This is a genomic window from Calothrix sp. CCY 0018, assembly GCF_963920925.1.
GTDB lineage: Bacteria > Cyanobacteriota > Cyanobacteriia > Cyanobacteriales > Nostocaceae > Rivularia.
This window is the reverse complement of record NZ_CAWUDI010000024.1, coordinates 1-26,533: the sequence shown is the minus strand read 5'-3', so window position 1 is coordinate 26,533 and position 26,533 is coordinate 1. Positions and strand designations below refer to the sequence as shown.

General features: G+C 37.9%; 23 protein-coding genes. 11 read left to right on the top strand and 12 right to left on the bottom strand.

Going from position 1 to position 26,533, the window contains the following annotated elements; translation table 11 throughout:
• The first annotated feature begins 90 nt into the window (after positions 1-90).
• The 3 genes from sppA to ACM03V_RS17955 all read left to right on the top strand — a co-directional run bounded on the left by sppA (position 91) and on the right by ACM03V_RS17955 (position 4,096).
• A complete protein-coding gene (sppA, locus tag ACM03V_RS17965) occupies positions 91-1,917 on the top strand; it encodes a signal peptide peptidase SppA (RefSeq protein ID WP_414622167.1) in 1,827 nt (608 codons plus the stop codon).
• A gap of 914 nt (positions 1,918-2,831) precedes the next feature.
• Positions 2,832-3,545, top strand: a complete 714-nt coding sequence (locus ACM03V_RS17960; RefSeq protein ID WP_414622166.1) for a choice-of-anchor E domain-containing protein — start codon at positions 2,832-2,834, stop codon at positions 3,543-3,545.
• Positions 3,546-3,856: 311 nt separating this feature from the next.
• Positions 3,857-4,096 carry a hypothetical protein gene (locus ACM03V_RS17955; RefSeq protein WP_414622165.1) on the top strand — a complete coding sequence of 80 codons (240 nt, stop codon included), beginning with the start codon at positions 3,857-3,859 and terminating at the stop codon, positions 4,094-4,096.
• 5 nt (positions 4,097-4,101) lie between these two features.
• Here ACM03V_RS17955 and ACM03V_RS17950 read toward each other — a convergent pair whose 3' ends face one another.
• Together ACM03V_RS17950 and ACM03V_RS17945 are read right to left on the bottom strand one after the other, a co-directional pair.
• Positions 4,102-4,752: a GDYXXLXY domain-containing protein gene (locus tag ACM03V_RS17950; protein WP_414622164.1), complete on the bottom strand. Its 651-nt coding sequence runs from the start codon at positions 4,750-4,752 to the stop codon at positions 4,102-4,104.
• A gap of 66 nt (positions 4,753-4,818) precedes the next feature.
• Positions 4,819-6,207 carry a DUF2157 domain-containing protein gene (locus ACM03V_RS17945; protein WP_414622163.1) on the bottom strand — a complete coding sequence of 463 codons (1,389 nt, stop codon included), beginning with the start codon at positions 6,205-6,207 and terminating at the stop codon, positions 4,819-4,821.
• Positions 6,208-6,502: 295 nt separating this feature from the next.
• On the opposite strand from ACM03V_RS17945, the gene ACM03V_RS17940 reads away from it, so the two are divergent.
• Entirely contained in the window at positions 6,503-6,946 is a 444-nt protein-coding gene (locus tag ACM03V_RS17940) for a nucleoside deaminase (protein ID WP_414622162.1), read from the top strand.
• A 201-nt stretch (positions 6,947-7,147) separates the two neighbouring features.
• On the opposite strand, the gene ACM03V_RS17935 is transcribed toward ACM03V_RS17940, so the two are convergent.
• On the bottom strand, positions 7,148-7,897 hold the full coding sequence (locus tag ACM03V_RS17935) for a Rossmann-like domain-containing protein (RefSeq protein ID WP_414622161.1): 750 nt from the start codon (positions 7,895-7,897) through the stop codon (positions 7,148-7,150).
• Positions 7,898-8,011: 114 nt separating this feature from the next.
• Here ACM03V_RS17935 and ACM03V_RS17930 point away from each other — a divergent pair, with 114 nt between their 5' ends.
• Entirely contained in the window at positions 8,012-8,680 is a 669-nt protein-coding gene (locus ACM03V_RS17930; RefSeq protein WP_414622160.1) for a DUF7003 family protein, read from the top strand.
• A gap of 50 nt (positions 8,681-8,730) precedes the next feature.
• Here the strand turns inward: ACM03V_RS17930 and ACM03V_RS17925 are convergent, their stop codons facing one another.
• The 3 genes from ACM03V_RS17925 to ACM03V_RS17915 all read right to left on the bottom strand — a co-directional run bounded on the left by ACM03V_RS17925 (position 8,731) and on the right by ACM03V_RS17915 (position 13,034).
• Positions 8,731-10,461 carry a diflavin flavoprotein gene (locus tag ACM03V_RS17925; RefSeq protein ID WP_414622159.1) on the bottom strand — a complete coding sequence of 577 codons (1,731 nt, stop codon included), beginning with the start codon at positions 10,459-10,461 and terminating at the stop codon, positions 8,731-8,733.
• Between the two features lie 230 nt (positions 10,462-10,691).
• Positions 10,692-11,207, bottom strand: a complete 516-nt coding sequence (locus tag ACM03V_RS17920) for a phosphate-starvation-inducible PsiE family protein (protein ID WP_414622158.1) — start codon at positions 11,205-11,207, stop codon at positions 10,692-10,694.
• A gap of 93 nt (positions 11,208-11,300) precedes the next feature.
• Entirely contained in the window at positions 11,301-13,034 is a 1,734-nt protein-coding gene (locus ACM03V_RS17915) for a diflavin flavoprotein (protein ID WP_414622157.1), read from the bottom strand.
• A 265-nt stretch (positions 13,035-13,299) separates the two neighbouring features.
• Here ACM03V_RS17915 and ACM03V_RS17910 point away from each other — a divergent pair, with 265 nt between their 5' ends.
• The 4 genes from ACM03V_RS17910 to ACM03V_RS17895 all read left to right on the top strand — a co-directional run bounded on the left by ACM03V_RS17910 (position 13,300) and on the right by ACM03V_RS17895 (position 15,785).
• Positions 13,300-14,286, top strand: a complete 987-nt coding sequence (locus ACM03V_RS17910) for a phosphotransferase enzyme family protein (protein WP_414622156.1) — start codon at positions 13,300-13,302, stop codon at positions 14,284-14,286.
• 330 nt (positions 14,287-14,616) lie between these two features.
• A complete protein-coding gene (locus ACM03V_RS17905; protein ID WP_414622155.1) occupies positions 14,617-15,276 on the top strand; it encodes an NAD(P)H-dependent oxidoreductase in 660 nt (219 codons plus the stop codon).
• A 72-nt stretch (positions 15,277-15,348) separates the two neighbouring features.
• Positions 15,349-15,438, top strand: coding sequence for a hypothetical protein (locus ACM03V_RS17900; protein WP_414622249.1), 90 nt, complete (start codon positions 15,349-15,351; stop codon positions 15,436-15,438).
• A gap of 11 nt (positions 15,439-15,449) precedes the next feature.
• Positions 15,450-15,785 carry a XisI protein gene (locus tag ACM03V_RS17895; protein ID WP_414622154.1) on the top strand — a complete coding sequence of 112 codons (336 nt, stop codon included), beginning with the start codon at positions 15,450-15,452 and terminating at the stop codon, positions 15,783-15,785.
• Between the two features lie 36 nt (positions 15,786-15,821).
• Here ACM03V_RS17895 and ACM03V_RS17890 read toward each other — a convergent pair whose 3' ends face one another.
• The gene (locus ACM03V_RS17890; protein WP_414622153.1) at positions 15,822-16,298 is read right to left on the bottom strand and encodes a GNAT family N-acetyltransferase; all 477 of its coding nucleotides are present in this window, start codon (positions 16,296-16,298) and stop codon (positions 15,822-15,824) included.
• Between the two features lie 82 nt (positions 16,299-16,380).
• Between ACM03V_RS17890 and ACM03V_RS17885 the strand changes: the two genes are divergently transcribed.
• Both ACM03V_RS17885 and ACM03V_RS17880 read left to right on the top strand, forming a co-directional pair.
• Positions 16,381-16,962 (top strand): Crp/Fnr family transcriptional regulator, encoded by a 582-nt coding sequence (locus tag ACM03V_RS17885; protein WP_414622152.1) that lies wholly within the window; start codon positions 16,381-16,383, stop codon positions 16,960-16,962.
• A gap of 78 nt (positions 16,963-17,040) precedes the next feature.
• On the top strand, positions 17,041-17,457 hold the full coding sequence (locus tag ACM03V_RS17880; RefSeq protein ID WP_414622151.1) for an ester cyclase: 417 nt from the start codon (positions 17,041-17,043) through the stop codon (positions 17,455-17,457).
• Between the two features lie 84 nt (positions 17,458-17,541).
• Here ACM03V_RS17880 and ACM03V_RS17875 read toward each other — a convergent pair whose 3' ends face one another.
• The 5 genes from ACM03V_RS17875 to ACM03V_RS17855 all read right to left on the bottom strand — a co-directional run bounded on the left by ACM03V_RS17875 (position 17,542) and on the right by ACM03V_RS17855 (position 25,888).
• Complete coding sequence (locus ACM03V_RS17875) at positions 17,542-19,335, bottom strand: ABC transporter ATP-binding protein (RefSeq protein WP_414622150.1); 1,794 nt, start codon at positions 19,333-19,335, stop codon at positions 17,542-17,544.
• Between the two features lie 175 nt (positions 19,336-19,510).
• Positions 19,511-20,464 (bottom strand): ABC transporter substrate-binding protein, encoded by a 954-nt coding sequence (locus tag ACM03V_RS17870; RefSeq protein WP_414622149.1) that lies wholly within the window; start codon positions 20,462-20,464, stop codon positions 19,511-19,513.
• Positions 20,465-20,835: 371 nt separating this feature from the next.
• Entirely contained in the window at positions 20,836-21,915 is a 1,080-nt protein-coding gene (locus tag ACM03V_RS17865; RefSeq protein WP_414622148.1) for an iron-siderophore ABC transporter substrate-binding protein, read from the bottom strand.
• A gap of 281 nt (positions 21,916-22,196) precedes the next feature.
• Entirely contained in the window at positions 22,197-24,761 is a 2,565-nt protein-coding gene (locus ACM03V_RS17860) for a TonB-dependent siderophore receptor (RefSeq protein ID WP_414622147.1), read from the bottom strand.
• A 131-nt stretch (positions 24,762-24,892) separates the two neighbouring features.
• Positions 24,893-25,888 (bottom strand): helix-turn-helix domain-containing protein, encoded by a 996-nt coding sequence (locus ACM03V_RS17855; RefSeq protein WP_414622146.1) that lies wholly within the window; start codon positions 25,886-25,888, stop codon positions 24,893-24,895.
• Between the last annotated feature and the right edge of the window lie 645 nt (positions 25,889-26,533).

Below are 26,533 nucleotides of genomic sequence, written 5' to 3'. Positions count from 1 at the left end.
GAATAAATTTGAGGATGGTAGTTGCCCTTAAGTGCATCTACCAATACTTAGGGGCTAAATGTAAATACTTATTAGTAAAACCGGGGTAATATGCGTAATTTTATTAAACAGACCTTTGCGAGTTTAATTGGTAGTTTATTAGGACTATTTATTTTTGGGGGTATAAGTACTGTCGGATTATTCATGCTAGTTTTTGCTGCTGCTTCCACGGATTCGGGACCGAAAGTAGAAGATTCATCGATGTTGGTGTTTGATTTATCAACTCAAATTACCGACGGAAAGCCCGATACTGGTTTGATTTTACAGCAAGCAATATCGGGTGATTATAAAAAGCAGATGACACTGCGTGAGGTTTTGGATGCTTTGGAAAAAGCCCGCACCGACAAGCGAATTGTGGGCGTTTATTTGGATGCAAGGGACGCTTCGGGAGCCGGAAGCACGGGTTTTGCAACTCTCAAGGAAATTCGTGAAGCACTCTCGAAGTTTCGCGATACGGGTAAAAAAGTTGTTGCTTACGGTGTCGGATGGGGTGAAAAAGAATACTACCTCAGTTCGGTGGCGGATACCGTTATGGTTAATCCTTACGGAGGAATGGAAATTAACGGTTTGAGTTCGCAACCGATGTTTTTGGCTGGGGCTTTGGAAAAGTTTGGTGTAGGCGTGCAAATTGTCCGAGTAGGAAAGTTTAAAGGTGCAGTTGAACCTTTAGTTTTGAAACAATTGAGTCCGGAAAACCGCGAGCAAATTCAAACATTATTAGATGATTTATGGGGTGAATGGCGCGGTACTGTAGGTAAAAGCCGTAAAATGACACCGCAACAATTGCAGGCGATCGCCGATAGTAAAGGACTTTTAGAACCCTCGGAAGCTAAAACCAACCGTTTGGTAGATAAGGTTGCCTATTTTGACGAAGTAGTTACCGAACTCAAAAAGTTAACGAAAAGTGATAGCGATGAAAAAACTTTTAAACAAATTGATTTAGATGAATACGCGACTCTTGCCGATAAAAATATAAGTAGAAATTCCGATTCGGAAATAGCTGTAGTTTATGCCGAAGGTGGTATTGTTGACGGTGATGGAGACACAGGAGAAGTAGGGGGAACCCGTTTCGCTAAAATTTTCCGTCGTCTGCGTCAAGATAAAGATGTTAAAGCGGTGGTTTTACGGATAAATTCTCCCGGTGGTAGCGCTACCGCATCCGAAATCATCCAGCGAGAAATTAGATTAACTCGCGATGTTAAACCAGTTGTGGTATCAATGGGAGATACTGCGGCATCCGGTGGTTACTGGATAGCTACAGATTCCAACCGAATTTTTGCCGAACCAAATACCGTTACGGGTTCCATTGGTGTATTTGGCAGCATACCCAATATCCAAAAATTAGCCAACGACAACGGTATTACTTGGGATAGCGTTAAAACGGGAAAATATGCTGACATCGGAACAGTGACTCGTCCCAAATCTGAAGCAGAATTGGCGATTTTTCAAAGCAGCGTCAACCGAATTTACGGTAAATTTTTAGATAAAGTAGCCAAAGGTAGAAACCTACCACAATCAAAGGTAGCAGATATTGCTCAAGGAAGAGTTTGGTCTGGTAAAGCTGCGAAAGACATTGGTTTAGTGGATGAAATCGGCGGATTAGATGCGGCGATCAAATATGCTGCCTCGGAAGCAAAGTTAGGAGATAAATGGGAATTGCAAGAGTATCCCAGAGCCAGCAGCTTTAGCGAAAGATTTTTTGGTAAAGTCGCAGAAGAAACCCAAGCTGTGTTTAAAACTAGCAAAACCTCACTTCAACCAAATCATCCTTTAACCAAGGAATTTGAGAAATTACAAGCAGAAATAGCGGTTTTACAAAACATGAACGATCCATTAGGTGTATATGCTCGGTTGCCTTTTAATTTGATAATCGAATAAATCAGTTATCAGTTAGTAATTATCAATTGTCAACAATTCATAATTAATTATTGATTCAAAAATGTAGAGACTTCGCAATTGCGGAGTCTCTTTTACATTTGTATTCCTGGCATCTTGCTAGCTAGTAGGTTGGGTTAGACACGAAAACCAATTGAAGTTCGTAACGAAAATCTAATTAATCGTGTCGTAACCCAACATCACGTTTGCGTACAAACTTCGTTATTCAAGGGCAAAATATTTCAAAGTTCCGATAAATAAGATGTTGGGTTACGGCACAAATATGTTTTTTCGCTTTCTTGCTATATTTCTTTGTGTGCCTAACCCAACCTACGATTAATTATAAAAATTTGATTAAAAAATGTGGAGACTTTGTAGTGCGGGCATCTTGCACCCTATATATCAAGGAAGTAAAATGCTTTAACTATGATATTTTTTTATTAGGATGCCTCGCTCAATCCTTATGATTTGATTCTTATTCGCTATCTTCTCAAAGAAATATAAATTTGATTAGCTGCTATCATTTCGGCTACCACGAGGAACATCACAAGTATCCTTATATTTCTTGCTTGGCAATTTCCAATGATTGCGAAAAATTGTCAAAACCCAAAAATAAGTAAAAACAGCATAGCCACTTAGCAATTTAATCAATATATTTTAAATACTCAAGTTTATAAAATATTTACTGTTGATTATAAAGTTTTTACTAATGAAATTAAACAAAAACAATATCTTGAGTTTTACTTACATAAAATATATATAACTGGATATATCCGGAGTATTTTTGTAAATATTTCATGAATATACTTAAGTGATATTGCTTAATTATTTTAACTAAATTAATCTCTTTTTTAGAGTCCAAGATGCGTTGAATAAACATTCATAAAAAACGCAAACAATATATAGGTTAAATAATTATGCATCTATCCATTTTCAAAACCAAAGTGATGGTGGCAGGTTTTGCTGCAATATTAGCGCCAATAAATGCCGTACAAGCATCTACGCTGACTTATAAAAGTTCGGTCAATTTAGAAAAAACTAATTTTGAAAAACAAATAAGCTTACCCAAATTTGATAGCAGTTTGGGCAAATTAGAAAGCATTTTATTTGAGTTAAGTGGTGATGTTCAAGGTTCGGTAAGTTTAGAAAACGAAGACGCTCAGGCAGCACTAGTTACGGGAAATCTTGCCGCAGAAATCAGTTTAAAAAAACCCGATAATTCCCTACTACTCGTAGCTTTACCCACTGCATCGGTTGAAAAAGACTTGAGCGCATACGATGGAACATTTGATTTTGGTGGTACTTCGGGCGTTAAATTAACAGAAATTTCTAATACCAAGAAAGAATCGACACTTTTAACCATTCCAGATGATTTTACACCCTTCGTTGGCGGTGGTAATTTTAATTTATTCCTGGAAGCCATAGGTAATTCAACAGCTACAGGTGCGGGAAATCTATCGGCTCGTTTTGAAACTTACGCAGGTGCTAATGTAATGGTTTCTTACACCTACGCTAAAAAAGATGAACCGCAACGCAGAAAGAAAGTACCTGAATCGGGAGTACCTGCGACTATATTTATCGGATTAGCAGCCACAATGGTTTTAACTAAATCGAAAATTAGGTTTGTCTGAGATACAGTCTGAGTGTCGTGACACAACAAAAATAATCAGATAAATAAGGTTCGTAGTAGCGCTTTAGCGCCTCTTATAGGAAGCGCTACTACAAACAAATATCTTTTTATTTGTAAGTAATTTAGCCAGCCTGATATAAGCCCCATCAAAATCGCATTAGCAGAGCGGCTTATCGCTACATATTTTCGCTCTGCACAAAAAATTAAATGAGAAAAATTTTCAGAATTTTATACAAACCATGCTGACAATGCGTAAACTTTTATGTACAGTGGATAGAAGAATTAATACTAAAGATATTTAAAAACCTATCTATGGATAGAAAAAATAAACGCCTTTTACTGTTAATCGTTTCCTGTAGCGTGGCTGGTGTAGTGCTTGGAGGTACGTCTAGTTGGGCTGAAAGCACCATGTGTTTAAAAGCTACTGAGGTAACAAGCGAATGTCTAACTCAAGATCCCATTAGTAAAACCATACAAGGAATGAGTACGGGATTACTAGCAGGAGCCGGAGCCGCTTTTGGTGCGGCTTGGCAATTACGCAACGAAGAGTGAATCAGTTAAAACCTATAATTTTGTTCTTTCACCCACATACTTATAGGTACCGATTTACCCTGAGAATCAACTTTGACTTCCACTACGATGGGTTGTTTATCCGGTTGTGTTGCGCTTCGACTTGCTTGAGATATATTGTTATTAATTTGATTGCGTTGGTCTTCTGGGATATTATATTTTTCTAAACCATATGTAACCCTACCGGAGCGATATTTACCTTTCAACGCTACTTGGTTATCGGCAAGAGAATCGGGAAGTTTTTCACTTAACCGTAGTGGTTTCCAAGCTTTAGGAATTTTCTCATCAGTAGATTTTTCTTCTTGGAGTACGACATAAAAACTGTTGCCATCTTTTAATAAGTCTTTACTACCGGGAAGTTTTTCTAAAGTGCTTGTTGTGGAAATGTCGTAACTGAGAATTTGATAGTAACCAGTTAATATATTGTAAGGATCTACAGGTACGGTTTGTAAAATTACCGTTTTACCCGTAAGGTAAGTGTAAGCTGATTGCGCTGGTATCGCGAAAAGTAACCCAGCTTGGATTAATAAAGGTACTATAAATGTAAGAATTGGTATTGGTTTATTAGTTGCAGGTGATTTCGTTTTAAAATCGGGAATTAGTTCTTTTTGGGAAGATTCTTCTGGAAAAGGTTTCATAATTAGTTATTAGTTATTAGTTATTAGTTATTAGTTGTTAGTTGTTAGTTGATAATTGTTCACTGCTCACTGTTGACTGCTCACTGATAAATGGCGTTCAAACCATAATCCCGCGCCGATTACAGCGACTCCGCACAACACGAAAACCAAAGATTTAAGTAATAAAGCCGTGTCGTATTCGAGCATTCGGGTGATAATTTGCAGGGTTAACAAGATCATTCCTCCCCAAAAAGCGCGTCTTTGATTTGATTGCAATCCTTGACGAATCATTCCGCAAGCTAATAATGCTAACAGTAAATTGAAAATAAATATTGCTAAAACCGACATTCCGGCAGTATTTTGTCTTAATATCGGTGCAAAAGCAGCTATTACAATAAAGATGGCGATAGCAATATGAGTAATATCTATTCCTTGACGCTGACGGTTGCGATTTGGACGCAATAAATGAAACCATTGATATATAGCTAAAGCCGTAATAATTCCCAAATCTATGAATAAAAATAAATTGGGTTTTAAGTTGTTAACAGAAGAATAATTGTAAAATTGCCAATATCCCTGGAAGGAAAGAACATAAAATAGAATGCTCAAAAATAGCAATGCTATATTACGTGCAACCGATTGAAACCATCTTTGATTAACTTTAGGAATTAGTAAATCGTCATAACTCCATAATAACGCTGGTGGAAGTGCAAAGGCAAAAGAATAAAGCATGGGCAGATAGTTTTTACTTAAATTAAATTGCAATGAAGTAGCAAAAGCAATCGTAGATAATCCAAAAATCCATCGCGATTTACAGATATAGGCTAAAGGAACAAACAGCGCTAAATAAAGGATTGGCATATGTTGGAGCATCAGCAATGACAAAGAAAATTCACTCACAGAATTCCATAACTCCCCTGAGCCTGTAAAGTATCCAATGTTCATCAAGACGAACGCAAACACCCCCAAGGAAGCCAAACGCAAGCCATAAGCCATTACCAAAACGCCAATTCCCCAGAATAAATACAGTTGATAATCGGCACCGCTGATATGGAATGTCTGCGCCATAAAGGCCATATTTGCGCCTAAAAGTAAAGCACCTAAAAGTAATAAACCATGTCCAAATATTCGCTTACGTTGCCGTCTTCTTCTTCCCGCATTATCAAATACGGGTTCTCTCCAAAGGAAAAAACCAATAATATTTGTTGCAAAGAATAGACTTAATAATAAAACTAACTTTACTTCACGCGACCATGATTGCCAATTAGCTGCGACAAAAGTAATTGCCCCCAAGCCTACAAGTATACAACCGACTCCAATTAAAATAAAAATAAAGCGGTCTTGAGCAACATTATCCAAACTATCAAACTGATACCTTTGGGATAATTGTTCGTACTGAGAATCTTGTATAATTCCTTCATCTCGCCAAAGTTGTGCTTCCTTGCGTAACTTAGCCCGAAAACTGTCTATTATCATGAGAATTGGTAATTGGGTGTATGATTCTATAGTCGTAATTTAACTAAATTTTGTCCCCGAATGATTTAAAAAACAGGGAATAGGGAACAGTAATATATAACTGCTAACTGATAACTGTTTATTGATTATCATTAAAAAATAAACTGGATATAATTTCTTAGATTTATCTGTAGAGAAGATATAAAAAATTGTGTTATTGTTTCAAGCCAGTTAATCTAAAATTCAAAATCCAAAATCTAAAATCTAAAATCCAAAACAAAAGCATCCGTTGTTAAAATCTAAAATCCAAAATTGAATGACTCCTGAAGAAATAATGCAAATGGCGATCGCCGAAGCTGAGAAAAGCGAAACTCCTTTCGGTGCTGTAATTGTAAAAGATAACGAAATAGTTGAGAAAGCCGGTAACACAGTTGAATCCGATGCAGATCCAACCTGTCATGCTGAAGTAAACGTTTTACGTAAATTAACTACTCGTCTCAAAACTGCCGCTTTAGAATCGGGATATACGCTTTATTCTACCTGCGAACCCTGTGCAATGTGTGCGGCGACTTGCTTTTGGGCAGGTATTTCCGAAATCGTTTATGGTGCTGGTGCTTCAGACTTTGAAGATGATTACAATCCCAACATGATTAATATGCGATGTGAAGAAATTATCGGTAAATCTCCAGCTTCTATTAAAATCAAATCGGGGATATTAAAAGAAGAATGTAAACAGCTTCATAGTAGATTTCCCTTGTGAATCAGTTGTTAATTAAAGGATATAAAAACCTAACCCCTAACCCCTTCCCTAGTAGGGAAGGGGGAAAGGAAAAGCAATTTTTTAAAGCTTCCCTCTTAGGGAAGGGGGAAAAGAAAAGCAGTTGTTTAAAGCCTCTCTCTTAGTGGGGGAGAGGTACTCTACGAGAAAACGTTTCACGTTCATGGAGAGGGGTTTTTTAATTCATAACTCAACAACACTATATTGAATACCAGTTTCAAAGATTCTCACACCACCACCTTCGGCAACCGTTTCTCTTAAAGCTGGTAAATTAGTAACTTTAATTCCTGCTAAATAATCGATTCCCATTTGTTTTAAATCTGGCAACCAAGGAAGAGTTGGCCCCATTAAAACTAATTTAGAATTCTTTGCTAATTGAACTAAACGAGGAAAGGTTTTATTCGCAATAGAAGTAGCAGTTAAAAATACCCATTCAGCTTCCGGTAGTAAAAATTCTGAAGCTGGTGCGGGAAAATCTTCTGGCCCCGGATTCAATTCTATTACCTTCATTTGCATTTCTTGAGAATACTTATTTAATCCCGGATAGCGTCCAATGATGCAAACGTTTTTGTTACGAATTTGGGGTAAAAAATGCTCGAATACCGCTAAATTGGCAGAACTATCGGGAGATAAAACCGTACCTGTATCGGGTAAATTTGAATCAGAATTTATTATAGAATTAATCGCAGCCATTCCGATAGTTGCTTGATAGGGATTCCACGAACGCAACCAAGGAGCTAATTCAGAAATTGATTTATTTACTAAAGTTCCGGAGAAAGGTAAAGTGCGAGTAAGCATTCCCGGACTCATGCACAAACCCGCACCTTCAGTTAAACATAAAGTCCAAGTCAAACCGATGATAATTTCTTCTATTTTAGTATCTGTAGTGCCATAATCTAACATTAAATCATAGATTTCACGGGGATTAATCATAGCCTTAAACTTAATAGTAAATTATGATTTCCCTTTTTGAATAACACTCTTTACGAAAGATTAATGTAGTTATTGGTGCTTAATGCTATCTTAATAAAAGTTATTTAAGATAATATGACAATTACTACAGAAAATATTCTCAACTGTCTGGACAAAGCCGCTGGTAACTTGGATTTTCCGGGTTTTGATAATATGAATGACGATATGGTCACGGCTCGTCTTACTGGATTCCGGAACGATGAAGATTGGGCTTTGACTATAGAACAATTAGTTAGTTGGTATAGTTTAAATGGTGTTGAACCAGTGCTGGTGATTTCTGCATTTGGAAGTAGTATTTTGATAAACGAACCTTTCGTTACTTATTTTCCGGTTAAATATCCATCAGGTGAATTGGAGGAAGATGATCAAGATATTCCCGAATCTATATCAGTAATGATTCGGGAAGAACAATTTACGATCAATTCAAGTGAAATTGAGAGAAATCCTCATTTATCAGATTATATTGATTTTGACTTGATGGTTCATCTTGTAGACAGGTATCGTGAAAAAATTTTAGCAACCCAAACAGAATTTAGAGAAATAGTACCGGCTGAATTAACTCAAATTATTCAACTTGATAATTGGCATCATCCCGATGTCTATAATCCTAATTCTGAGTTTTCTACGCCGAGTAGAACTAAATCCATGCAAATGATTGCTGAGGTGCTTGGATCTGGTAAACCGGAATTGTATCAACCATGCGAAGATGATAATGTTGATTGGCGAAAATGGATTATTAAATAAAAAGCGCTTCAAACGTCGGGAGACGTAGCAGTGCTACGTCTCTACAACAATTAATACTGACTGCCCGATTTACGATGTTCTAGTGCAGTTAATCCTTCATTTTCTAGAACTTCACCGTTATCTACTACGGCATAAATTAACCACCCATCACCGCATTTGGTTTGATTTTGTACCGTGCATTCTAAATAGGATAATGCTTCGGTGAGAATGAGACAACCATTATCAGCGGTTTTGGTAGAAAGATTGACGAATGGATTATCTCCTAATGTGCTATGACGAGAAAAATAACGGCGCACATTTCTGCCTTCTTTGAGGATATTTAGTACAAATTTATCGCCTACATGACAGATGAAATCTGCATTCTGTTCGTCAGCAATCGCAATCATTATTCCTGGTGGATTAAAGCTGGCTTGAGATACCCAAGAAGTTAAAACGCTTTTTTGCGTGTTTCCGTCACGAGTTGTTACTACACACAAGGAACCCACAATCCGCCCTACTGCTTGTTCGGTACGATCTATATGAGTTTCTGTTACAACTTGACGGGAGCTACGCAGTTTCTTGTCTTTTTTCAAGTTTTCGGCAAATAATGCCCCAGATTCTTGACATTCCTGGAGAATTTCAGGTGTAGGGGTGAAACGAACTCGAATTGATTCAAATCCTAAACGATAATTGGCATCTTTAAATTTGTTTTCTATTAAATCTACTGCTTCTCCACTCCAACCGTAGGAACCAAATACTCCTGCTAATTTGGTTTTAGCTGCTGTTGAAAGAATTATTCCTAAAGCAGTTTGAATTTGAGTCGGAGCGTGTCCACCTAATGTCGGTGAGCCAATAATCAAGCCATCACTTGCTTCTACAATACGGGTAATCTCTTCAGTCTCTGCGACTTCGCAGTTAATCGATTCTACATTAACTCCATTTTCAATTAAACCATTGGCGATCGCCCCTGCCAAAATTGCTGTATTTCCATAAGCAGAAGCATAAAGCAAAGCAACCTTCAACTCTTGAGATTTTTGACTCTGACACCATTGATGGTAATCGTAAGTAAATCTACTGAGGCTATAATTAATAATTGGGCCATGAGCCGGAGCGTAAGATTTGGCTGGGAAAACCGCAATCTTTTCTAAAGCAGCTTCGACTTGTTTGGCTTGCGGTGCGTGGAGACAGTCAAAATAGTAACGACGTTCCGCATCTAGACTTTTCCAGTCTTTATCAAATAAAGTATCTTCGCAGATATGAGCGCCAAAGAATTTATCTGTATAAAGAATTTTTGTCGCAGCATCATAAGTACAAAGCCCATCAGCCCAACGCGGAGTTGGTACGCTAGCAAATGTGAGAAGATGTCCCCCTCCTAAATCTAAAGTATCCTCCCGCACAGTTTGAATCCGCGATTCCCACTCAGGGCAAGCCGCTTTGAGCGCATTCGCAGCAGGGCGAGAACAAATTAAAGTAGCGTTGGGAGCAATTGGCAGCAATGCTTCCAAAGTCGCTCTGCGGTTCGGGTTGACATGACCAAGAATTATGTAATTAATGGTAGTCAAATCTAAATGTTGCTTTAATTCCTGGAGATAAATTTCCGTAAAAGATTCACCGGGAGGATCGATTAAAGCTTTTTTATCGGCTTGGATGAGATAAGAATTTGCCGTAGTTCCCTTTTGACGGGAATATTCAACTTCAAACTTTAATCGATCCCAAGTTCGCGATCGCAATATTATTGTATCTTTTCCAATTTCAGCAACTTGGACATCTCTTTTACGGTTTGTGGTTATGGTAGTAGACATAATCAATTTTGAATTTTAGATTTTGAATTTTAACAACGGATGCATTTATTTTGGATTTTGGGAGATGAAGCTTTAACCTCTCTCCAAACCTCTCTCCTACAAGGAGAGAGGCTTTGATTCTTATCTTTACTTCCCTTATAGGTTTGATATTATTGATTTTCTTTGAGAAGCTTTGATTCTTACTCCCCTTCCCTTGCTCTTATGGGGTTGGGGGTTAGGTATTCCTTAACTCAAGTACGTCCATTGGTTTCTACAAATTCCGATTTAACTTGTCGATTCTTATAACGTTCAGTTATTGCTTGTTCGGGATCGATGCCATCAAAGGTGGGGGGTAGCCAAACTCGGAGAACTAATAGTACTCCTAGAACTAATAAAAAGGCACAAGTTGCTACAACTTGAGTCCAACTTAGTTCTAGTACACCCTGAACAATGATTTCTCGTAATGCGGAAACTATGGAAACTTCAACGGCTACCCCGATAGAGACTCGATGTTCCTGTAGATAAATAATCAGTAGTCGGAATAACTCAACTAAAATCAGCAAAAACAAAATATCGGCAGTAACAGCTTGAGACTCTAAAGGTGGAAGCAAGGAAAGAAACATATCTCTCACCTCAAGCACCATGAAGCTAAATAAACCGATACACAAGCAAATTACAATTGCGTCTTGGATAAATTCCAAACTTCGGACGACGCGCTCCCGATTGATGTAATACATAGTTGGTGTAGTTTCAGCAGGTTTATGCATAGTGTGAGGGGGAAGAGGTGATGGGGGGACAAGGGGAGAAAAAGTTTACTCCTAACTCCTAACTCCTAACTCCTAACTCCTAACTCCTAACTGTTAATAATGATTGCCCATTTTGCGGTGATGCACGGCTGTTAGAGCATTTACTTGGGCAACTCTTCCGGTGTGGACGGTGCTGTAAATCACCCAGTGATCTCCGCAGTCCATGCGGGTGGTGATTTCACATTCCATGTAAGCCAGAGCTTCGGCTAAAATCGGGGATTCATTGGTGGCAGCAGGATATGTTTTCACTCCAGCAAAACGATCTGCACCGGGAGCAAAACGCTTGAGGAAATGTTTCATTAATCCTTGATATTTACCTTCTTCTAAAACGTTTAAAACAAAGCGATCGCCAACGTGCATTAAGGATTCGATGGCTCTGTCTTTGGCTACTGCGATCGCAACTCCCAATGGATTAACGCTTGCTTGTGTCACCCAGGAAGCCAGCATTGCACTTTGAACTTCTCCTTTTTTGGCGGTGATAATATAAAGCCCGGTGCTAATTCTTCCTAATGATTTTTCTAGCTCGTTGTCAATGGATTTGATTTGTTTGATAGTGCGATCGCGATTCAACCATTGTCCTAAATCGGTTCCGGCTTCATCGCAAAGTTGTTCTGTGGCTTTGCTGGGAGTTTCTTTAACTAATATTGGAGAAAAGGCTTCGGTTAATCCCAATTCTTGAAACTTATTGCGTAAGGGATAAATGGGTTCGTCTTCTCCTCCTCCCGACTCTAATAAACCAATTGCTTGCTTATTATGAACCGCTGCCAAGATGGTATTTAAAGCAGCGATTGCTACATCGTTAGATTGGGGAGGCATTCCAATTACTAAACCGGCAGCTTGGGAAACTATTTCTCGGACTTCAGTCAGTTCGGTATTATTGATATCTACTAATTCTACCGCTACATCTGTTCTGTTACTTCCATGAGCTACGGCTCTAACTAATTCTTCGCTATAACCGTAATCTTCAACGTAAAATAAAGCTACTAATTTTTCGGTTTTAGCTTGTTCTAAACTCCAATTTTGATAGCGTCCAATCCATTCCGAAATATTGTGCTGTAATAAAGGTCCGTGTCCCGTTGCCACCGTGACAATTTCTAATTTATCAATCCGCTTTAAAGCCGACAAAACAGAACGCGCATTCGGCCCCATTAAACAGTCATAGTAATATTTAAAATCTTCTTCTATTTCCGTGAAATTTTCATCGTAAGTGCGATCATCACAGTAATGCATTCCAAATACATCACAGGTATAAAGAGTGCTGGTTTTATAATCGTAAGTAAAGATTGTATCGGGCCAATGTAAGTTCGGTGCAGAAACAAATTCTAATTCGTGTCCGTTGCCCAAATCTAGTTTCTGTCCGCTTTTCACCACCATTGATTCAAAAGGCTGGTGAACCATATTTTCTAAAAACTGAATCGCTACTTTAGCACCAACAACAGTAATAGAAGGAGCTAATTCTAAAATATTTTTAACCAAGCCACTATGATCTGGTTCGGTGTGACTAATAATCAAATAATCTATTGTATTTACGTCAATTAATCCTGTAATTATTTCCAGGTATAGCTGCTCAAACTTGCCGTGAGAAGTATCAACTAAAGCAACTTTTTCGCCTTGAATTAAGAACGAATTATAAGTTGTGCCATTCTGCAAACCAAACTCAATATCAAAACGTTCTCTGTCCCAATCAAGACAGCGAATCGCAGTAGTTTCACAAGCAATTTCTACAGTTTCAACTGTTAAACGTCCTGGATTAGTTGTAGCTTGAGGAGACTGTGTGAGTTGAACCATGATGTTTATCCAAAAATATATTATGTGCTGTGGTGTTATTACTTATTATCTTGACGTGAAATATGCAATTCGTAAAATGCCAATTTGTAAAGCTTACGATTAATAAAACTTATGAATAGACATTCAAGGAATAAGCTTACGTTAATTAAATAATCGATTTACTGACCTTGCTGAAATCAAACCAGCAAAGATATTAATACAAGACTAAAGTTAGAGCCAAATATTGCCCATTCATGATATATATATAAATAATTTTTTACAGCGCATGAACAAAGATTCATCCTCACAACAAGTTACGATCAATTCTGAAATCGCACGTAATGCGATCAAGCAGTATGATTTTAATTCTGTAAAGCTAAAATTTCTCAAACATTTAGAAAATACAACCTTTAAATTATCTACCGAACAAGGTAATTTCTTACTTAGGGTATATTGCGGATTGCAAAATACGGTTCAAGATATAGAATCAGAAGCTAAAATTATCGAATATCTAAGTAATTGTAATAATTCCCAATATCAAAAGCCTATTTACAATAATTCTCATAACTTTGTCTCTATGGTTGAAGCTTCAGGAATTGCTAAACCTGTTTCGATACTTTCATGGATTGATTCGCCAATTATCGGAAATCAAGTGAACGACTTAAGCTTGTTTGAGCAACTTGGTAAATTAGTTGCTCATATTCATAATCAACTTGCTAATTGGCAAAAGCCGATTAATTTTAAACGTCCAATGTTTGATGCTGATGGTTTAATTGGAAGCAACGGAGCTTTTGGATATGCAAATTTAGGTTACAAATATTTTGATAATCAAACAGTCAGTTTATTTGAGTCAGTTTATCAACGTTTAATTGATTTTGAAGCTGTAAATGGTAAGCAAAAGAATATTTTCGGAATTATTCACGGCGATTTACACTTAAATAACGTTATCTTGCATCAAAATACTTTAATTCCTATTGATTTCGATGATTCCGGCTGGGGATATTATATTTACGATTTGGCGGTAATTTTAGCTAAATATTCGGAAATGGCAGAATATTCTAAAATTAAAACAAGTTTAATCAAAGGGTATAGAAGTATTAAAGAACTTTCAATTGAAATAGAAAATAAACTTTCGTTATTTATGGCAGCGAGATATATTTGTCTTGCGCTTTTTCTTGCGGGTAAATCTGAGGAAGAATCAATTAAGCAAACTGCATTGGAATATATACCGTCTTATGTTGCGAAGTTAAAAGATATAATCGCTTATGTATGAGCGGCTTTCATCAGTTCAATATGAAAGAATATTACAAAGAAGACTTAGCATATATTCATGATGACATCATCAGCGATTATACAAAGCGACAGAAATTGCACAAGCGCTCGATCGAATCGGTTTCGAGGTGCAAACTTTACACTGTTATGGTGAGTTTAATCTACCGCCCAATCATACAGCGATTATTGCACGTAAATCAACATAATACCTCTATAGCTACTTGCGTAATTACTCAAATATATGATTGTCCATATATTAATAATCATCAACTAGCCTTTATTTGTAATTGCGTTTATCTTTGAACTGGCTGTTTTTTTAATTAACTTGCAAATGAACGCAACAACATTTTCACCCCAAGAAGTTCTCAAGCAACTACATTGGCGCTATGCTACCAAAGAGTTTGATTCGAGCAAAAAAATTCCAGAAGATGTTTGGAAAGTTTTGGAACAAAGTTTGGTACTTGCTCCTTCCTCCTTTGGAGTACAACCTTGGAAATTTTTCGTAATTCGCAATCCCGAAATCCGTCATCAACTGGTAGAGCATTCCTGGGGACAAAAACAGGTTGAGGAAGCTTCACATCTGGTAGTTTTGACTATTAAAGAAGATGTCAACAGCCAGGATGTTGATGCTTATCTGGCTCGGATGTCGGAAGTCCGAAATACACCTGTTGAGAAACTTCAAGGGCTTGGAGATATGGTGAAAGGTTTTCTCAAGCAACCACCTTATCCCCTTGACAAAGATGCATGGTCTACCAGACAAGTTTACATTGCTTTGGCATTTTTTATGTTTTCTGCGGCAATGTTAAAAGTTGATACCTGTCCGATGGAAGGTTTTGTCCCTGATAAATATGATCAAGTTTTGGGATTAAAAGACAAAGGATATCATACAGTAGTAATCTGTGCGGCAGGGTATCGGCTAGCTAGTGACAAGTATGCAACGTTGCCTAAAGTCCGCTTTGAAACGGAAGATGTTGTGGAATATATAGATTAAGTTTTTGTAGATAAAAGTTATATTTTTTTGGGGTGGGCATCCTTGCCCGCCTATTTTTAGGTTCCATCAGCAATTTATAATGACTTTTTTAGTTTACCTTTTACTCAAACAATTATAAATGAAAACAATTTGAAATTAATTATTTATGATGTCGATAAATAGGAGCTTGTTGAATGGATAATCTAAATGAATATAGAGAAAAAGTTAAACAAATATTAATTAAATGTTCCAAGTATAAACCGAGCTATGAGGAAGTTGAAATTGAACAAATTTTTGATATTGAACGCGACCGTTATCAAGTTGTTAGTGTAGGTTGGAATAATCAAAAGCGAATTTATGGTTGTATGATGCATTTAGATATAAAAAACGATAAAATTTGGATTCAGCAAAATACAACAGAAATTGATATTGCTAGCGAATTAGTTGAGATGGGAATACCAAAGCATGATATTATAATTGGTTTTCATACTCCAAAAATGCGTCAGTTAACAGATTTTTGTGTAAGTTAACTTAAAATTAGCTTGAGTTTTCAATTCTATAATCCTTCAAAGCTCCGAATGAGCTAGCACTTTGCGGTAAATAATCTTATCATCACCAGCTTCGTAAAAATCGCGAATTCGTGCTTCCTCTTGATAACCGCATTTGCGGTAGAACTCCCGCTTAAACTCGAAACTTGGCACCCCTGATGTTTCCACCAGCAGTATCCGTCCGCCTTGCTCTGCCACTGCTTGTTCAACATAGCGAATTAATGCCGCACCACGTCCTTGTCTTTGACGATCAGGATGGATGGCAATTAATTGCAGATTCCAAGTCCCGTTTGTCATTCGTTCCGGCTCGCAGTAAGCAATCCCTACTGGCTCGTCGTCATCGTCAGTAAACCATAAGTTCTCACTGTCACTGTTGCCGAAGTACTCAGCCAGCATTTCGTTAACTTCATCAAGCTGGCTTGGCTCGAATAATCCAGTAGCTTTAGCTAGAGCAATTAACGCAGTTGTGTCATCAGGCGTAGTTGGTCGAATCATCAAATGTGTTAGCAGTCATAATTAATTGGATAGACTACTAGCTAAAATATCATAAGGAACAATTTTATACGAGATTTATTCGATGCATGAGTCATTTTATGCATTTATTCAGAAACTATCACCTGAATTCCAAGTTGATATCAACCTCCTCAAATCTCTCTTGAAATCTAGAGAAGTACGTAAGGGAGAATTTTTATTTCATAAAGGTGATATTTGCGATTTTGTCGCTTTTACTTACAAAGGTTGTCTGAGAAGCTTTGTTGTGAAAGACGATAAAGAATATACCTTATTCTTTCATACCGAATACCAAACTTTTGGAGACTACGAAAGTTTCCAAAAAAACAAACCTGCTTGCTTTTCCACTCAAGCAATCGAAGATTCAGAAATACTTATATTCAACCATCAAACAATGCTTTTGTTTGAAAAAACAGTAGGAGGGCAAAAATTACTCAGACTTGTTGCTGAAGATTTAGCCTTTTTGCTGCGAGATAAATTACTTTCACTTCTAATTGATACGCCACAAGAACGTTATCTTAAATTAATTGAAACTGAACCCCAAATTTTACAAAGGATTCCTCAATATTATCTCGCTTCATATCTTGGTATTGAACCAGAATCACTCAGTAGATTGAAACGGAGAGTTTATCAAAATCAAAAATCTTAACCAAAGTCAATGAAACTCAAAAATTTACAACTTATAGTGATTAAAAATATATTGTTGCAGAAATTTTTGTGAGAAAATATGTCACTCGAACAGAACAAAGCAATCGTGCTTAAAATGTATGAAGCCTTTGATAATCAAGATATTGAGCAAGGACGAAAATTCATATCTGCGGATATAGTGGGGCGTGGAATGGATACAACTCCTCGAAAAGGAATTGATGAATTTATCCAGTATGCGATGTCCTCTTTTATTGCATTTCCAGATGGTTATCATGTATTTGAAGAAATCATTGCTGAAGGTAATAAAGTTGTTACTCGTGGAACTTTTAGCGGTACTCATCAAGGTGAATTAATGGGAATTCCACCGACGGGAAAACAAGTAAAATTTTCGTTTGTACATATTGATACTCTTTTAGACGGAAAAGTTACAGAACATTGGGGGCAAGCTGATGTTTTTGGCATGATGCAGCAGTTGGGAGTCGGTACGGTTATTTAATAATCTACAAATCAATAATGTAGAGACGTTGCACTGCAACGTCTCCTAATACTTTGGGCTTACATATAGTAGATTATTTAAGTATTAATGAATTCCAGACTGTACACGCCAGAGAAGAGCATAAATCCCATCAAGTGCTAGTAATTCCTCGTGTTTACCCTGCTCCACAATTTGACCGTCATCCATGACATAAATACAATGACTGTGGCGAATTGTAGAAAGACGATGTGCGATCGCAATCGTTGTCCGATTCACAGTAATCTTATCTAAAGAGCGTTGAATTGCTGCTTCCGTCTCATTATCTACCGCAGATGTCGCTTCATCCAAAATCAGAATCGGCGGATTTTTTACCACTGCTCTAGCTATAGCTATCCGTTGGCGTTGTCCCCCAGATAACTTTTGTCCTCGTTCCCCGACTATCGTCTCATAACCTTGGGGTAATTGCACAATAAAATCATGTGCCTCAGCAATTTTCGCTGCATGAATAATTGCTGCATCAGTAGCGTCAAAAGTCCCGTAGCCAATATTTTCCGCCACTGTACCATGAAATAAAAATACATCTTGACTCACTAAACCAATGCTGCGACGCAAATCAAATAAATTCAACTTTTGAATATCAATGCCATCAATGGTAATTTTTCCCGCAGAAACATCATAAAAGCGCAACAATAGTTTGACTAAAGTGCTTTTACCCGAACCAGTAGAACCAACAACCGCAATAGTTTTTCCCGCAGGAATATGTAAAGACAACTCTTTAATTATGGTTCCACTATTTCCATAGGCAAAAGTAATATTTTTAAACTCAACTTCTCCCTGTACTTCCTCAACAACTAAAGGCATATCTCCCGTAATAATTTGGATGGGAGTATCTAATAAATCCATCACTCGTTTTGTGGAAGCCATCGCCCGTTGATAGCGGTCAAAGGTTTCTCCTAAAAATACCAATGGCCACAATAATCTTTGAACTAAAACTAATAAAACACTATAATTACCAATAGATATCCTACCAGAATACGCTGCCATACCTCCTAGAAATAATAAAGCCGTAAACCCAACTAAAACCAACATTCTAATTACAGGTACAAAAGCCGCAGAAAGTTTAATTGCTTTGGCGTTACTTATTTTATAAGCTTCGCTTTCTGTTGCTAATCTGGCACTTTCATATTTTTCAGCTGTGAAACTTTTAATTGTGGTAATACCACTAATATTATTAGCTAATCGAGAATTTAGAAAACTCACCTTTTCCCTAACATCAGCATAACGAGGTTCGAGACGCTTTTGATAGATTAATGAACCCCAAAGAATGAACGGCATTGGTAGCATTGCTGCTAAGGTGATGTTGAGAGGCAAAATGAAGAATGCACCACCGATTAAAATTATAAATGAAGTTATGACTTGGATAATTTCATTAGCCCCCCCATTTAAAAAATCTTCCAGTTGGTTGATATCATCACCGAGAATAGACATCAAACCGCCTGTACTACTATCTTCAAAATAAGCTGATTCTAATTCTTGTAAATGATCGTAGGCATCTAAGCGTAAATTATGTTGAATATTCTGGGCTAAGTTTCGCCACAGTTTATTATAGGCATACTCAGAAAGTGATTCAAATATCCAAACAATGACAGTGATTAGTGAAAGTAGAGCAAATTGCCATAAGACTTCTGTAATTCCCAATTTGGCAATCAAAGAATCTTGCTGTTGGACTAATATATCTACAGCAACACCGATTAACCAAGGTGGTGCTAAATCTAAAATTGTATTGATAATAGAATAGGTTGTGGCTTGATAAATTTGTGGGCGATATTTTTGTCCATAGTTGAGTAACCGTTGGAGGGGAGAGCGTTTATTGATTCCTGGGTCAACTTTTGCAGGCATTGTAATAGTTAAAGGTGGAAAATTTATGTTTTTAATTAGTATATTTTACTATTATTTGTTGCCTTAATATAGCCAATAAATGCGAATTTTTAGCTAAAAATGGCATTTTTTAGTTTAAGTTAGCAACCATATACAAAAATACAGAAACTGCCTGTTTCCTCCCCTAACTAGATATTTAGGGTGTGTTTACTAGGTATTTAAAGAGGTCATCAATTACTGCATCAGTTCCCAGCATATGTGTCGCAGCCCATGACATAAAATCGACATAATAGACATGATTTTCTTGAACAGCTTTAAGGCTTTTCCAAAGTGGCTCTTGTTGTTTTTCTTCAAGAAATTTTTTGCCCCCACTTGAATAAGTTGTCACAAATAAAATATCGCCATCTGCTTTTTCTAATTCCTCGAAGGAAATAGGAAAAGCTCCATAGGTTGAGTCGAGATTTTGGGCAGCTGGACGCTGCAAAAGCGCATCACTAAGAATTGAGCCAGAGAATGAATTTTTAGAGTCAATGTATAGTTGATTACTCCCAAGAGTTATGAAGGATATTTTTTTGCCTTGATAGCGAGTTCCTAATGCCTGTTTTAGCTGTTCTATTCGCTGATAATAGCGATCCCAAAGTGCTTTTTCAACCTCTTGCTTTCCTAAAGATTCAGCTACAAAACTCAGATGTTTTTGCCAGTTTATGAAATCAATTTCACCTAATACTGTAGGGGCAATTTTAGATAATAAAGGATAAATTGGCTTGAACCAATCTACACCAATAATTAAATCTGGTTTGAGTAGTAATGTTGCTTCTAAATTTGGTTGTGAAAGTCCCAGTAGTTTTATGCCATCAGTTTTACCATTAATGGATGAGAGAGAGTTTCCCTCTACATAAACTTCGTTAGTTGTGCCGATGGGTTTAACCCCAAGGGCTAGAACATTGCCTAAAGTACATGATGATAAGGTGACAACACGCTGGGGGTGAATGGGAACACAGGTTTCCCCCATTGTGTGTTTAACCATGCGACATTCTGCGGTTGGTTGTTTAGGTAAAGAGGATATATTTTGAGGTGTGTGATGATTGCAAGCTGTAAGCAAACTAAATCCCAAGATGCCTAATATTAGCCAGTAGAAAAAATGTCGCATGATGATCTCGATAGTTAAAACTGCCAGGAAACTATGCCTTGTACTGTAAAAGGTTGCCCATAATAAACACGATTACCTAGCGAACTTTCAAAATAGTCTACATCAAATAGATTTTTGAAGTTAAGTGCAACTCTGAATTTATCTTGGTTATAGAAAATAGAGGCATCAGTCCGAAGATAGCTAGGTACAGTATAAGTATTGTCGAAATTAGCATGATCGCCTACGAAAAACAAGCCTATTCCCGCCCCTAAACCTTGTAAATTACCTTTTTTTTTGAATTTCGTAACTTGTCCACAAGTTAAAAGAATTATTTGCGCTATTTGACAATCGGTTTCCGGGTGTCAAAGTATTATCTTTCGTAATGCGGGCATCTATAAAGGTGTGTTGACGAGGTATTTGTAAAGATCATCAAGGACAGCATTTGCAGCAGGTAAATTTGAACCACTCCAGGTTGAGGAATCAACTAAATAAACACGATTTTTCTGAACTGCATTAAGACGTTTCCAAAGGGGGCTTTTCTGAATTTTTGCAAAAGCTTCCTTGGCGTTATTTCTCAAGATAGAAACAAATAGCACGTCTCCATCAGCCTTCTCTAATTCCTCTTCAGAAATACTGATGCTTCCATAGTAAGCATTAATATTCTGTGCTGTTGGACGCTGTAAACCAACAGCATCTAGAATAGAACCAGCAAAGGAGTTTTTCACATCACTCTCAACACCACGATTACCAGAATGTATGTGGATAAATGAAATTTTTTGTCCCTGGTAGCCATTCTCCTTTAGAGAAACCGCGTCAATGCCCAAAGCTATTTTCAAGGTTTCAATTTTTTTGTAGTAATTCTGCCACGCTTCTTTAGCTTCTTTTTCCTTGCCTAAAACCTGAGCGACAAAATCAAAGTGCTTTGACCAATCCAGAGGTTCTTCCCATTTTCCCAACACGGTAGGAGCAATTTTTGAAAGTAAGGGGTAAACACTCTTGTCAATGTTTTCCCAGCCCAAAATCAAATCTGGCTTAAGCAAGGATATCTTCTCTAGATTAGGTTGAGAAGGTCCCAAAAATTCTATGCCATTGCTGATAAGTAACTTACGATCGTCTAGAAAATAAGTGCTGCCAAGGGGTTTTACTCCCAGAAGAAGGGCATTATTGAGAGTTAAGGCAGATAATGTAATAATACGTTTCGGGGCAGTAGGAATACAAGTTTCACCCATAACGTGCTGAAACGAATGGCACTCTGCAATGCCCGATTCAATAGGTATTTGAATGTTATGGCGATTTTTAGGAGTACAGGCTGTGACAAGCAAAAGTCCCATCACGCCCAAAGACAGCCAAGTGACGAAGCGGCTTATGTATCTTCGTCTCTTTCTTTGGCTGTTAGAATTGCCAAGAAGTTCTACCTTGAATTGTAAGGTCTTCTCCAGCAAAAAGTCGATTTCGATTGAAAGAACTTTCAAAGTAGTTTACCCCGAATAGATTCTTAACATTAAGCGATGCTCTCCACTTATCTTGTTTATAAAACATGGCGGCATCTGTCCGTAAATAGCTAGACACGTTGGGGGTTAAGGGGAACACAGGTTTCCCCCCATTGTGTGTTTAACTATGCGACATTCTGCGGTTGCTAGTTTAGGTGAATAGGATATATTTTAAGATGCCTGATGATTGCCAGCTGTAACTATATTAAATCCTAAGATGCCCAATATTAGTCAACAGAAAATATTTGGCATTGTCTCAATTATTAAAATTTCCAGGAAACTGTTCCTTGGACTGTAAAAGGCTGTCCGTAGTAAACACGATTAGAATTAAGCGCACTTTCAAAATAGTTTACGTCAAATAGATTTTTGAAGTTAAGTGCAGCTCGGAATTTATCTCGGTTATAAAAAATCGCTGCATCGGTGCGAACATAACTAGGCACATCATAAGTATTAGTCAAATCTCCAGCGCGATCGCCTACAAAAAACAAGCCGAATCCAGCCCCTAAACCTTGTAATTCCCCTTGTTGAATTTCGTAGCTTGTCCATAAGTTGAAAGAATGGTTTGCGGTATTTGGTAACCGATTTCCAGGTGTAAAAGTATTATCCTTAGTAATGCTTGCATCGATATAACCATAGCCTGCATAAATATTCCATCCCGGCAAAATTTGACCTGCAATATTCAGTTCAATACCTTGGCTATTTTGCTCACCTACTTGGATAGAAAAGTTTGGTCTATTAGGATCTTCTGTCGTGACATTGGTACGAGTCAAATCAAATAAGGCTAGGGTTGCGGAAAGACGATCATTCAAATCTGCTTTTACCCCAACCTCATACTGATTACCGCGTTCTGGCTTCAAGGAAGAGTCAATACCAAAAAAGAATGTGCCGTCTGGTGGAGTAAATGAACTTGTGTAACTTGCATAGAGTGAGATAGCAGGTATGGGTTGATAGACAATCCCAAAACGAGGACTGAATGCACTATCCGAGCCACTGCTTTCTGTGTTATTGATGAAATCTGTATATTTCCGATCAAAAGTATCAAACCGCACACCTAACAGCAACTTTAAGCCTTCTGAGAGTGTAACTTGGTCTTGAAGATAAATTCCCCATGAGTTGGTGAGCGAGCGATCGCTACTTTCAAAAAGAACGGCCGCTCCCGGTATTTTTGCTTGACCATAAACAGGATTAAAGATATCAATCGGGTTTGCTTCCCGTTCAGCATATATTGGTGACGAGTTTTCTAAACTATTAAAATCAACTCCAAATAGTAGCTGATGCTGAATTGAACCAGTGGAGAACTTGCCAACCACATTTGCAGTCAGAGCATAAATTGTATTTTCAAGCTCGTATTCTCGATCTACACGATTAAAAGTTCGATTGTCTGCATCCAATCTTCCGGGAAGCGTGAGTTTGTCAGTGTAATCACGAGACACCAACCGAAACGCATTGCGTAATGACCAGTTATCATTAAATTTGTGTTCTAGTTGGTATCCAAGTCTTGTAATTGTCTGTTCAATTTCATCAGAAGGTTCACCAAAGTTGCGGTTACGAGACACTTCACCGATGGGGTTAGATAATATACTACCAATTACAGGTACGCCAGATGCGTAGGAATCTCTTGTCTTGATGTATTCTCCCTCTAATATGAGGTTAGTTCTATCGCCAATGTCCACACTGATAACAGGCGATATGTTGAAGCTTTCACCATTAAAGAAATCAACAAAACTATCTGAATTTCTGTAGGCTACGTTAAGACGATATAAAGCCGTCTTCGAGTCATCTAACGGCCCTGTTAAATCAATCGCACCTCGATAATAACTATAAGTTCCAACGGTTGCGTCAATAGCATAAAAAGGTTCGCTTAAGGGACGTTTAGATACTAGGTTGATACTTCCCCCTGGATTACCTAAACCAAATAGCACTGATGCAGGTCCTTTGAGAACTTCGACTCGCTCAATACTGGAAAGTTCAGTCGATTCTCCAGCTACAGGGTCAAGTAGCCCATCTCTGAGAAGATTTGTTTGTGTTGCATCAAATCCGCGAATGCTGAAAACGGCAAGTGGGCCAAAGTTAAAGCTCTGATTAACACCAGGGACGTTTCTAACCGCATCTTCTAAGCGAGTTACCTGTTGGTCGCGCAATACTTCTTGTGGTACTACCTGAATTGATTGCGGAATGTCACGCAAAGGTGTATCGGTCTTTGTAGCAGTTGTAGTATTTGTTACGCGATACCCATCCCGTTCTCCCCTCACCACCAAGTTAATTGGCTCATCCGGCTGTTCTGATGCTTCTTCTGGTGGTGTTTTTGGTGGCTGCATAGCCGTTACCCCAGGCGTTACTCCAAAAATTAAACCCTTGTCGCTATCAAATAATTCAACCTTGGGCAAACTCGTCTCACCTGTCACTATCAATCGGATAGTCTTTGCATCAATATTAGTTACAGTCACAGCAGTGATTCCATCAGCAGGATTTTCTTGACGAAACTCACTACCAGATGGCAAATTTAACTGAGTATTGGGAATATCTACAATAAAATTATTACCTTCATTCTTACTTACAGGCTGCAACTGATCTGAACCTGTGGTTTCTAAAATTACTTCCAATTCCTGCTCTCTTTGCCCTAGTTTTACACCCGTTACCTGAACTATTACTTGAGCAAGCCACTGTTTAACTGTAGTCGCTGGGTGCTTAACTTCGTTTAAATGAGGGATTTTTTGACTACTTTTAGCCGTATTTGCCACAGACGTATTTAGATCACGATTAATACGGTCTAAACTTGTTTCCGCCCCAGCTGGCAAAGCAACCAATCCCCAGAAAGAGCCAAGCATCAACACTTTCAACCAGCAATAATTTGACACCACTGCTCATACCATTAATAAAAATGACTTTCAATAAAAATACCGTGAAACTCTGTGTTAACCAAGACTAATCCGATAGGTAGACGGAATTTTTTCGATAGCTAAACGGAATTTTTCCCCAGTTTTTGGTATTCTTTGGGGTTCATGCCAAACTGTTTGCGGAATGCAGCAGCAAAAGGACTGCGGCTGTTGTAACCCATTGCATGAGCAATTTCGGTAATTTTCATCTCTCCTATTTCCAGCAGTTGTCGCGCTTGTTCAAGTTTGTAATTACGCAAATAGCCAAATACTGTTGTGCCAAAACAACAACGAAAGCCCCGTTTTAAGGTGCATTCATTTAAACAAACTTGTCGCGCTAATTCGTGTAAGGAGGGTGGATTGTCCAAGCGTTGCAGGATGATTTCCCTGGCGCGGTAGATTCTATCAACTACATCTGGTTGTAAAGGCTGAATATTGGTTTTACCATCACGCATCTCTACTTCTTGTGCTAGTAGCATTCCCATCAATTCCAGCACCTTACCTTCTAGATACATCCGTTTAGCAATACTCCGATAGGGACAGTGTAAAATTTGCTGCGCTATTCTCTGCATCGGTAAGGTGGCAGTGCCACAGCGACGGTAATACTGATCACAGGGTCGGATTAAGTGCTGCAACTGTTTTGGTAACTCTCCTTCACTATTTCCCGCAAAGGAACGCAGTACATCAGGCTGCATCGTAAATTCAACTTCAAGAAATGGCTGTTCGTGATCACACTGAGTTTTTATTTGAGGAGCCAAACCACTGCCTTGGAAAATATACTTTCCGCTACCTATGGATGTATATTTATCTTCATGTTCCCCTGAAAAATGAAAATGGTAATTTAGCCAACATTCTGTTTCTGGGTCTTCAGTAGTCATGCGATCGCACAACCGCAAATCACCAATAGCTAACTCCAAACCCTCACGCAGTTTGATTTCTCGCCAATAGCCTTGTCCCAGTACCTTTGGGTAATCATATATCACATCTAACTGATCATCGGGATCTGGATATTGGGAACTGTTTTCTGTCTCCTGATACAACAACTCGTAGAAGGTTTGCTGAGAAATAGTGATAGCCATAGTTGATATTACTGATTATAAAAGTAAAATTTATCTCAAAATTTACGTAACAAATTGATCAAAAATGGAGTTTTAGTTTTAATTAAATGAGAATTATTTTTAACCTTGTTGCATATTAACAGTGTAATCTAATAAGCATTTTCGCGATACTTATTTTCCTTAACCCGTAGTCGCCTGCTTCACATTCCAAGCATAATCACCTGTAAAATTGATATGTTCCCAACCCAATGGTGGTAAATATTGCAAATACTCTTCACAGCTTTTTCTAAGTAGGGTTTGCTGAATAAATACAAAAATGTGGCACAGCCTACATTTCCAACTAAAGGAATATATTCATCTGCAAGAAAAAGATTTAATATCGGTCAAAATCCTTGCATTACCGTAAGTAGACCAAAAGACTGATTAGTATATATGTACCGAAAACAAGAGCAAGCTCTAACATCATCGGAAAACTTTGAACTTCCCTTTGAAGGAAAGTTGTCCGAAAATAAGCTGCTACGCAGCTTGATTGTAAGTACTTAAGCCTTCCTACTTCATTTCTTCAGCATTAATAATTAGAATTTGACCTAAAACCGGGTTGATTAATTCTCAGAGCAAGTGCGATTCGTTGCTTAGTGAATCACGGTAATCAGTCCGTACATAACT

Coding starts and splice junctions, on each gene's coding strand:
- sppA (WP_414622167.1), top strand. CDS start 91: ATGCGTAATTTTATTAAACAGACCTTTGCGAGTTTAATTGGTAGTTTA.
- ACM03V_RS17960 (WP_414622166.1), top strand. CDS start 2,832: ATGCATCTATCCATTTTCAAAACCAAAGTGATGGTGGCAGGTTTTGCT.
- ACM03V_RS17955 (WP_414622165.1), top strand. CDS start 3,857: ATGGATAGAAAAAATAAACGCCTTTTACTGTTAATCGTTTCCTGTAGC.
- ACM03V_RS17950 (WP_414622164.1), bottom strand. CDS start 4,752: ATGAAACCTTTTCCAGAAGAATCTTCCCAAAAAGAACTAATTCCCGAT.
- ACM03V_RS17945 (WP_414622163.1), bottom strand. CDS start 6,207: ATGATAATAGACAGTTTTCGGGCTAAGTTACGCAAGGAAGCACAACTT.
- ACM03V_RS17940 (WP_414622162.1), top strand. CDS start 6,503: ATGACTCCTGAAGAAATAATGCAAATGGCGATCGCCGAAGCTGAGAAA.
- ACM03V_RS17935 (WP_414622161.1), bottom strand. CDS start 7,897: ATGATTAATCCCCGTGAAATCTATGATTTAATGTTAGATTATGGCACT.
- ACM03V_RS17930 (WP_414622160.1), top strand. CDS start 8,012: ATGACAATTACTACAGAAAATATTCTCAACTGTCTGGACAAAGCCGCT.
- ACM03V_RS17925 (WP_414622159.1), bottom strand. CDS start 10,461: ATGTCTACTACCATAACCACAAACCGTAAAAGAGATGTCCAAGTTGCT.
- ACM03V_RS17920 (WP_414622158.1), bottom strand. CDS start 11,207: ATGCATAAACCTGCTGAAACTACACCAACTATGTATTACATCAATCGG.
- ACM03V_RS17915 (WP_414622157.1), bottom strand. CDS start 13,034: ATGGTTCAACTCACACAGTCTCCTCAAGCTACAACTAATCCAGGACGT.
- ACM03V_RS17910 (WP_414622156.1), top strand. CDS start 13,300: ATGAACAAAGATTCATCCTCACAACAAGTTACGATCAATTCTGAAATC.
- ACM03V_RS17905 (WP_414622155.1), top strand. CDS start 14,617: ATGAACGCAACAACATTTTCACCCCAAGAAGTTCTCAAGCAACTACAT.
- ACM03V_RS17895 (WP_414622154.1), top strand. CDS start 15,450: ATGGATAATCTAAATGAATATAGAGAAAAAGTTAAACAAATATTAATT.
- ACM03V_RS17890 (WP_414622153.1), bottom strand. CDS start 16,298: ATGATTCGACCAACTACGCCTGATGACACAACTGCGTTAATTGCTCTA.
- ACM03V_RS17885 (WP_414622152.1), top strand. CDS start 16,381: ATGCATGAGTCATTTTATGCATTTATTCAGAAACTATCACCTGAATTC.
- ACM03V_RS17880 (WP_414622151.1), top strand. CDS start 17,041: ATGTCACTCGAACAGAACAAAGCAATCGTGCTTAAAATGTATGAAGCC.
- ACM03V_RS17875 (WP_414622150.1), bottom strand. CDS start 19,335: ATGCCTGCAAAAGTTGACCCAGGAATCAATAAACGCTCTCCCCTCCAA.
- ACM03V_RS17870 (WP_414622149.1), bottom strand. CDS start 20,464: ATGCGACATTTTTTCTACTGGCTAATATTAGGCATCTTGGGATTTAGT.
- ACM03V_RS17860 (WP_414622147.1), bottom strand. CDS start 24,761: ATGCTTGGCTCTTTCTGGGGATTGGTTGCTTTGCCAGCTGGGGCGGAA.
- ACM03V_RS17855 (WP_414622146.1), bottom strand. CDS start 25,888: ATGGCTATCACTATTTCTCAGCAAACCTTCTACGAGTTGTTGTATCAG.